At 36.7% G+C, this 8,190-nt stretch carries 3 protein-coding genes and 1 pseudogene; all 4 read left to right on the top strand.

Annotated elements, in window-relative coordinates; genetic code table 11:
• On the top strand, positions 1-280 hold a 280-nt coding region (locus ACFIK7_RS07680; protein WP_375663195.1), incomplete at its 5' end, for a YadA-like family protein.
• Positions 281-716: 436 nt separating this feature from the next.
• Positions 717-917, top strand: a complete 201-nt coding sequence (locus tag ACFIK7_RS07675) for a hypothetical protein (protein ID WP_375663194.1) — start codon at positions 717-719, stop codon at positions 915-917.
• A 1,216-nt stretch (positions 918-2,133) separates the two neighbouring features.
• The gene (locus tag ACFIK7_RS07670; protein ID WP_375663193.1) at positions 2,134-6,027 is read left to right on the top strand and encodes a YadA-like family protein; all 3,894 of its coding nucleotides are present in this window, start codon (positions 2,134-2,136) and stop codon (positions 6,025-6,027) included.
• Between the two features lie 1,193 nt (positions 6,028-7,220).
• A pseudogene (locus ACFIK7_RS07665) lies at positions 7,221-8,190 on the top strand (hypothetical protein); the annotation flags it as partial.

Below are 8,190 nucleotides of genomic sequence, written 5' to 3'. Positions count from 1 at the left end.
GGATATGAAATTTGAGACGTTGAATTATGCTATTCAGGATGTTCGGAAAGAAGCAAGACAAGCTGCTGCTATTGGTCTAGCAGTATCTAATTTAAGCTATGACGATACACCGGGAAAATTAAGTTTTTCATTTGGTACGGGTGTATGGCGCAGTCAATCTGCACTTGCTCTTGGTGCTGGTTATATGTCTGAAAATGGAAGATTTCGCTCTAACGTATCTGCAACGAGTTCTGGGGGACATTGGGGGGTAGGTGCTGGATTTAGGGTAACGCTGAATTAACAATAGAAAATTCGAAATAAATTTTCCTTCTCTTATCAAATGCGTTACATGTGCCATTTAAAGAGAAGGAAAGTTATTTTCATCATAAATGAATAGCAATAGAAGATAAGGGCGTATTTCGAGTAAAAATATATTTTTTATTATGAAATTTTATATGAAAAAATCATTTATCATCTCCAAAAGGAATTATTTGAGTAATCGATATTTATTTTTAATATATTGTAATAATATTATTAATGAATGCAGCATTGTTTTTTATGACAAGATAGGGGGTATTTTATTTTGCATAATTCTACTGCTGATAAGATTATTATTGGATTGTATAATGCCATAAAAGGTGATCAATTACATGACAGTGAGCAGCAGATTAAGACAGTTTTTAATGATGCGAAAAAATATATAGATAAATGTTTTTCTGAATCCATAGTATAATGCAATGAGTAATGTTGTTAATGATGCAAAATCTTACACGGATACAAAATTTGAAGCATTAAGATGTGATATTAAGACAGCTCAGAAAGAAGCAAGACAGGCATCCGCTGTTGGTTTAGAAGTATCGAATTTAAGTTATTTTAATATCCTTTGGTCTTTAAGTCTTTGTTTTGGTAGTGGTTTATGGCGTAGTCGATTGGCTTGAGCTATTGGAACCGTTTATATGTCAGAAGATGGAAAGATTCGCTCTAATATATCTGTCACGAGTGCAAGAGGTTACAGGGGGTTAAGTGCAGGAGTAAACTTAACACTGAATTAATAATAAAAAACGCATTCGCCCTTGTCTCATCAGACAAGGGTAAAAATTTTATAAGGAAGTGATATTTTACACAGAAACTCATAGAGTAGTATACTTGTAAAGTTTTATAACAATGTATTCTGTAATAATAATCTTAGCGGGACTAATTTTAGTTACAGTGAAGCATTTTAACAAAAAAAATTACAAATGCAGAGTGATGTTTTCATATAAATTAATAGAGCACGCGTAATCGCACAATATTTTAAAACTGTACAGTTTATAATTTTATTAATAGGAATATCCACTAGGGGGTATGCTTAAAGAAATAAAAAATCTCATTTTTTCCATTTTTATTATTTTCTTTGTATGTAGCAGCGGGAATGATTAAGTAAGACTCACTTTGATCACAACAGGGATATTTAAAGCATAACGATGCACCAGCACTTTTATAAAAGCCTAAAGTGTAAACAATGAGGCTATGAATTTTTGAATTATTTCAAGAATCAGAAAGACGCATTATATAAAAAAATAATTAATATTTTTTCCTTGCTATTTTTTAATAATCTGTATAGAGTGCGAAAAATTAATTAAAAGAAACTAGAAATCTTCTCGCAAAGCGGGGTGCGGTGAGTTATGGCAAAATTACAAAATCACAATCGTCTGATCTCAAAAAGCTTTAAAAGATACAAATATAAAACTCAAGGGTATCTCGCTTATTTTCACGACAAAAGCACAATAACCCTACAAAAAACGCTCTAAATTACTCAACAAACAACTTAACTCCCTTGCGCAATAAACATCCTTTATTGCCTCTTAAACACACAACACTTAATAATAGCGCGCAAACATGTTTTTTCTACACTTCTTTCACCTTTCTTCGCCTTTAAATTTAAAGGCTCTGCTACAGAAAGAAAATCCCCCCTAAAAGGGGAAAATAAACCTTATTAATCGGACTATCAATCAAGGTGGACTACAACCTCATTGATATCTTAGATAGTCCTCTCCCACATTATGACAACCCTAATCTTTTATAAAACAAGAAAAAATAATCTCTGGAGCTTAGTAGCACCAGAATATGTCTTTTTAATGTTTTTAATATCTTTTTTTACTTAGAGGATTTATTATGAAAAAAATATTATATACCACACCACACACACTAGCAGTGAGTAATTTAAAAAATTCTTGCTCGTCTTATCGATTACCTTTTATTAAAACGCTTTCATTAGTGTCAGTAGCTGCCTTTTTATCAAGTGCTTCTCCTGTTTTTGCTTGTGATCTTTGGGGTAATGTAGCGCAGTATTTTGGTGGAGGTACAAATATACGTAAAAGTATTGCGCCAACCTATATAATTAACGGTAAAATATATAGAGATGTTGGTTCTGCGTTGTATGGTTTGGAGAATTATGTCGCTGAAACTAGGTATGATAAGTTTGTTAAGCAAGATGCATCAGGACTTATTACAATTGGTGCGGACGTAGGTGGTAATAGAATAACTATCGCAAATAGCTCTCATGGATTGAGGACTCTTACTGGTGTTGCTGATGGTTGGGTTTCGCCAATCTCGTATGATGCAGTCAATGGTTCTCAGCTTTTTTCCCAAGGCATCAGTACTGCGATCTCTTTTGGCGGTGGTGCTGGATACGATAGAAAAGGAAACTGGATAGCTCCTACTTTTACAGTTAAGGTCTTTGATAAAAATGGTAATGGAACTGAAAAGGACTATAAGAATGTTGCGGATGCCTTTACTGGCGTAAGTAGTTCTTTCACGAATCTTGATGCAAAGATTGAAAATATTAAGGTGGCAAGTAATAGTCTTGTTAAGCAAGATGATACAGGACTTATTAGCATTGGTGGAGAAGTAAGTGGAACTAAGGTAAGCATTGCAAACGTTGATAATGCAGTTCGGACTCTTACAGGTGTTAAGGCTGGTTCGATTACAGCAGTGTCTACTGATGCGATAAATGGTTCTCAACTTTATTCCATGAGCAATGTAGTTGCAGGCTATTTTGGCGGTGGTGCTGGCTATAAAGATGGAAACTGGAGTGCTCCTACTTTTACAGTTAAAGTCTTTGATAAAAATGGTAATGGAACTGAAAAGGACTATAAGAATGTTGCGGATGCCTTTACTGGCGTAAGTAGTTCTTTCACAAATCTTGATAAAAAGATTGAGAATATAGTCATTGATGCGACAGGTAACAGTCTTGTTAAGCAAGATGATACGGGACTTATTAGCATTGGTGGAGAAGTAAGTGGAACTAAGGTAAGCATTGCAAACGTTGATAATGCAGTTCGGACTCTTTCGGGTGTTAAGGCTGGTTCGATTACAGCAGCGTCCACTGATGCGATAAATGGTTCTCAACTTTATTCCATGAGCAATGTAGTTGCAGGCTATTTTGGCGGTGGTGCTGGCTATAAGGATGGAAACTTGAGTGCCCCTACTTTTACAGTTAAAGTCTTTGATAAAAATGGTAATGGAACTGAAAAGGACTATAAGAATGTTGCGGATGCCTTTACTGGCGTAAGTAGTTCTTACACGAATCTTGATAAAAAGATTGAGAATATAGTCATTGATGGGACAGGTGATAATCTTGTTAAGCAAGATGATACCGGACTTATTACCATTGGTGGAGAAGTAAGTGGAACTAAGGTAAGCGTTGCAAACGTTGATAATGCAGTTCGGACTCTTTCAGGTGTTAAGGCTGGTTCGATTACAGCAGCGTCCACTGATGCGATAAATGGTTCTCAACTTTATTCCATGAGCAATGTAGTTGCAGGCTATTTTGGCGGTGGTGCTGGGTATAAAGATGGAAACTGGAGTGCTCCTACTTTTACAGTTAAGGTTTTTGATAAAAATGGTAATGGAACTGAAAAGGACTATAAGAATGTTGCGGATGCCTTTACTGGCGTAAGTAGTTCTTTCACGTATCTTGATAAAAAGATTGAGAATATAGTCATTGATGGGACAGGTGATAATCTTGTTAAGCAAGATGATACCGGACTTATTACCATTGGTGGAAAAGTAAGTGGGGCCAGGGTAAATATCGCGAATGTTGATAATGTGGCACGGACTCTTGCGGGTGTTAAGGCTGGTTCGATTACAGCAACATCGACTGATGCGATAAATGGCTCTCAATTTTATGCCATGAGCAATGTAGTTGCAGGCTATTTTAGTGATAATGCTGGATATGATAAAGATGGAAACTGGAATGCTCCTACTTTTACAGTTAAGGTTTTTGATAAAAATGGTAGTGGGACTGAAAAGAACTATAAGAATGTTGGGGATGCGCTTTCTGGTGTAAGTAGTTCTTTTACGAATCTTAATCAAAAGATCGAAAGTGTGACAGGTGATAGTTTTGTTAAGCAAAATAGCGCTGGGCTTATTACGATTGGTGGAGACAAGGGTGGTAATAGAATAGATATTGCAAACAGTGTTAATTTTCCACGAGTTCTCTCTGGTGTTAAGGGGGGTGCATTTACGGCAACATCGACCGAAGCAGTAAATGGTGGTCAGATTTATCTTATGACTCAGGCATTTGCAAGTTATTTTGGCGGTGGTGCTGGATATGATAAAGCGGGAAAATGGTCAGCTCCTACATTTACAGTTAAAGCCTTTGATAAGGATGGTAATGAAACTGAGAAAAACTATACTAATGTTGCAGATGCGTTTTCTGGTGTTAATAGTGCTTTGGCAGGTTTAAATCATCAGGTTGTTGAGATAAAGAGTAAGCCTGGTATTGAAGAAAAAAATAAGCCCTCTCAAACTGATAGTTCGGATATTATTTCAGAAGGCTTTCCTTTTATGAGAAGCTTACCTAGTGCTTCAGGTAATGTGAAGGTTCCAACTACGATAACTGTTGCTCCTAAATCACCATTAAAACAAGTAAGTTTTATGAGTAGTGAAGGTGAAAGCCGGCGTCTTTTTGATATTGCTGCTGGTGAGATTTCAGAAACGTCGACTGATGCTATAACTGGTTCTCAGCTCTATTCGATAAACAACCAGATTGCTACTTATTTCGGTGGTGGTTCTGGATATAAAGGTGGAAATTGGAGTGCTCCGACTTTCACAGTTAAAGCCTTTGATAAGGACGGTCATGAGATTGATAAAGAGTATACTAATGTCGCGGATGCATTTGCTGGCGTTAATAGTGCTTTGGCAGGTTTAAATCATCAGGTTGTTGATATAAAGAATGGCCTTGGTGTTGGTGAAACAGAGAGTAAATCACTAGATGGTGATCCTTCGGATATTTTTTCAGAAGGCTTTCCTTTTATGAGAAGCGCACGTTTTCTAAGAAGCTTACCTCTTGCCATAGATGAGGAAGAAAGCGCCATAGATGAGGCGGATAATTCAACCACGGTAACTGTTGCTCCTAGTGAAATTTTAGAAAAGTCAACTTATGAGGTGACTGACAGTCAGCTTCAGGCGGTAGATCGTAAGGTAGACGGCGTTATAGGCAGGGTAACAGAAGTTGAAAAAAAGGTGAATGTTGCGGTTAGCTATGATACTGATAAAGAGGGGAAAAAGACCAATAGCATCACTCTAAAAGGTGTCGATGACAGTGAGCCTGTTTTGATTACGAATGTTCAAGATGGAAAAATTGAACATGGCTCTAAGGACGCAGTGAATGGTGGTCAGTTATACGATCATACCGCGGAGCAGATGAAGATTACTCTTGAAAGTGCGAAAGAGTATACTAAAGAACAAGTCGATAATGGTGTTAATGAGGCGAAATCCTATACCGATATGAAGTTTGACGCACTAAGTTATGATATTACGAATGTGCGCAAAGAGGCAAGGCAAGCAGCAGCGATTGGTTTGGCAGTCTCTAACTTACGTTACTTCGATGACCCAGGATCTGTGAGTGTTTCATTTGGTGGTGGTTTTTGGCGTGGACAATCTGCCTTTGCGATTGGTGCAGGTTATACATCTGAAGATGGCAAGATTCGTTCTAATCTATCAGCAACCAGTGCTGGCGGTCAGTGGGGTGTAGGTGGTGGAATAACTCTGAAATTAAAATAACACCAGAGAATATGAAAAACTACAATTTAAGCGAAGTTTCGCCCTTGTCTCATCAGACAAGGGCGAAATTTTATATTATAGAGAAGTAATATTTTACAGAGAAGTCCATAGAGTAGTATACTTATAAAGTCTTATAACAATGTATTCTATAGTAATAATCTTAGTGAGATTGATTTTAGTAAGAAGTAAAGCGCTTTAACAAAAATTTTACAAATACAGAGTAGTACTCTCAGTGCGTAATCGCGCAGTATTTTAAAACTGTACGTTCTATAATTTCATTGATAGAAAATATCCATTGGGGGGATACGTTTAAAAAAATCAAAAATCGTATTATTATTATTTTATTTATTTGCTCTGTGCATAGCAGTAGCAATCATGAGGTACGCAACAGCGGCAATTATTAGTAAGACTCATTTTGATCAAAATGGGACACCTAAAACGAACGATTAAACAGAACCTCTAGACAAGTCTATAGTGCATGGAATCTATGAATTTTAAAGTTATAAGGATATTTTACGATTGTATAAATCGGAAAGACTCATTCTGTAAAAATAATTAAATTCATTTTCCTCTTGCTATTTTACGCAATAGTCTATAACATCGCGAAATATTCTTTAGTAAGACTCATTTTGGTAAAAACAGAAAGATGCTCGCAAGGGGGGCGCGACGGATTATGAAAAAAACAAACAATCACCTTCATTTTATTTTGAAGCTCTTTGAGAGAAAAAAATCCAAAGCTCAAGAGTATGCCTCTTATCCCCGCGATAAAAGCGTAATGATTTCACAATAAGTACTCTAAATCATTCAGCCAACAACTTAACCTTTTCCCCTAATAAACATTACAGCCTCTTAATTATACAAAATGAACTCTTTTACTTTAAAAACTATAAACCGCAGATCTAACAATAGGGCGCAAGTATGTCTTCTTCATATCCGTTTTTCACCCTCATTCAGGAGCTTTGTTGCAAAAAAAAGCATCCTTCTTAAAAGCGGAAAAAATAAAAAACCCATTAACCAAACCTTTAATCAACGTCCATCACAACCTTGCCGGACTTCTAATTACTTCTGTTCGCCTCTGCGGCAAACTCAAACTTTATAGAGAACAAACAAAAATCACGTCGTTAATCACCCCTAGCACTGAAATATGACTTTTTAATGTTCTAAATATGTATTTCTTATTTGGAGAATTTGTTATGAAAAAATTATATACCACACCAAAAGCGCTAGTGGTGAATGATTGTAAAAATTCTTGCTCGTTTTATCGACGGCTTTTTATTAAAGCGCTTTCATTGGCTTCAGTGATTATCTTTTTATCAAATGTTTCTCCTGTTGCTGCTGCTACTCAGATTTTAAATAACAAATCAAACGACTTTAGTGGTGGTGCAAATGCGCTTAAAGGTATACCGCCAGCCTATGTAGTTGGCAGTAAATTATATAAAGATAGTGGCTCTGCATTTATGGAGGGGGAGGATACCCCCAAGAACTTTAGTCTTAATATTAAGTTTCAGACTAAAGCTGCTTTTGATACTGCATTTGCAGGTACGGAAGGTTATAAGAATGTAGAAGGTTATAAAAGTGTTGCGGATGCATTTTCTGGCACTAATAGTGATTTGGCAGGTTTAAATCATCAGATTGTTGAGATAAAGGAACCCCATGCTATTGGGGAAAAACAAGATAATCCATCTCAAAGTGATGATCAGCATAAGAACACAGACAGCTTTTCTCTTATAAGAAGCTTATCTCGTGAACTAGCCCGAGCGGATGATGAAAAGAAGATAACTATTGCTGCTACCTCACCATTAACTCAAATAACTATTCGGAATAGTGAAGGTGAGACACGGCGTCTTTTGGATGTTTCTCCTGGTGAACTCTCAAAAACGTCAACCGATGCCGTTAATGGTTCCCAGCTTTATGCTCTAGGTGATAAAGTTGCAAAATCTTTAGGTGGTAACGCTAAGTATGAGAATGGCACGTGGACTGCTCCTACATTCAAGGTTAAGCGCTTCAATTCTGATGGTGACGTTACTGACTCGACTTATGACAGTGTCGCGACTGCCTTTGCCGGTGTTGGTGATTCTATCACGAATATTAAAAATGAGATTAGCAAAGAAATTGCTGGTGAAAAAAGTGATTCTTTAATCTGGAGCCAAACGGCGAATGCCT

This window comes from Bartonella sp. CL266QHHD (assembly GCF_042195355.1).
Taxonomy (GTDB): Bacteria; Pseudomonadota; Alphaproteobacteria; order Rhizobiales; family Rhizobiaceae; genus Bartonella.
Note: the sequence above shows the minus strand (reverse complement) of the source record. Positions and strands in the feature narration are given on the sequence as shown.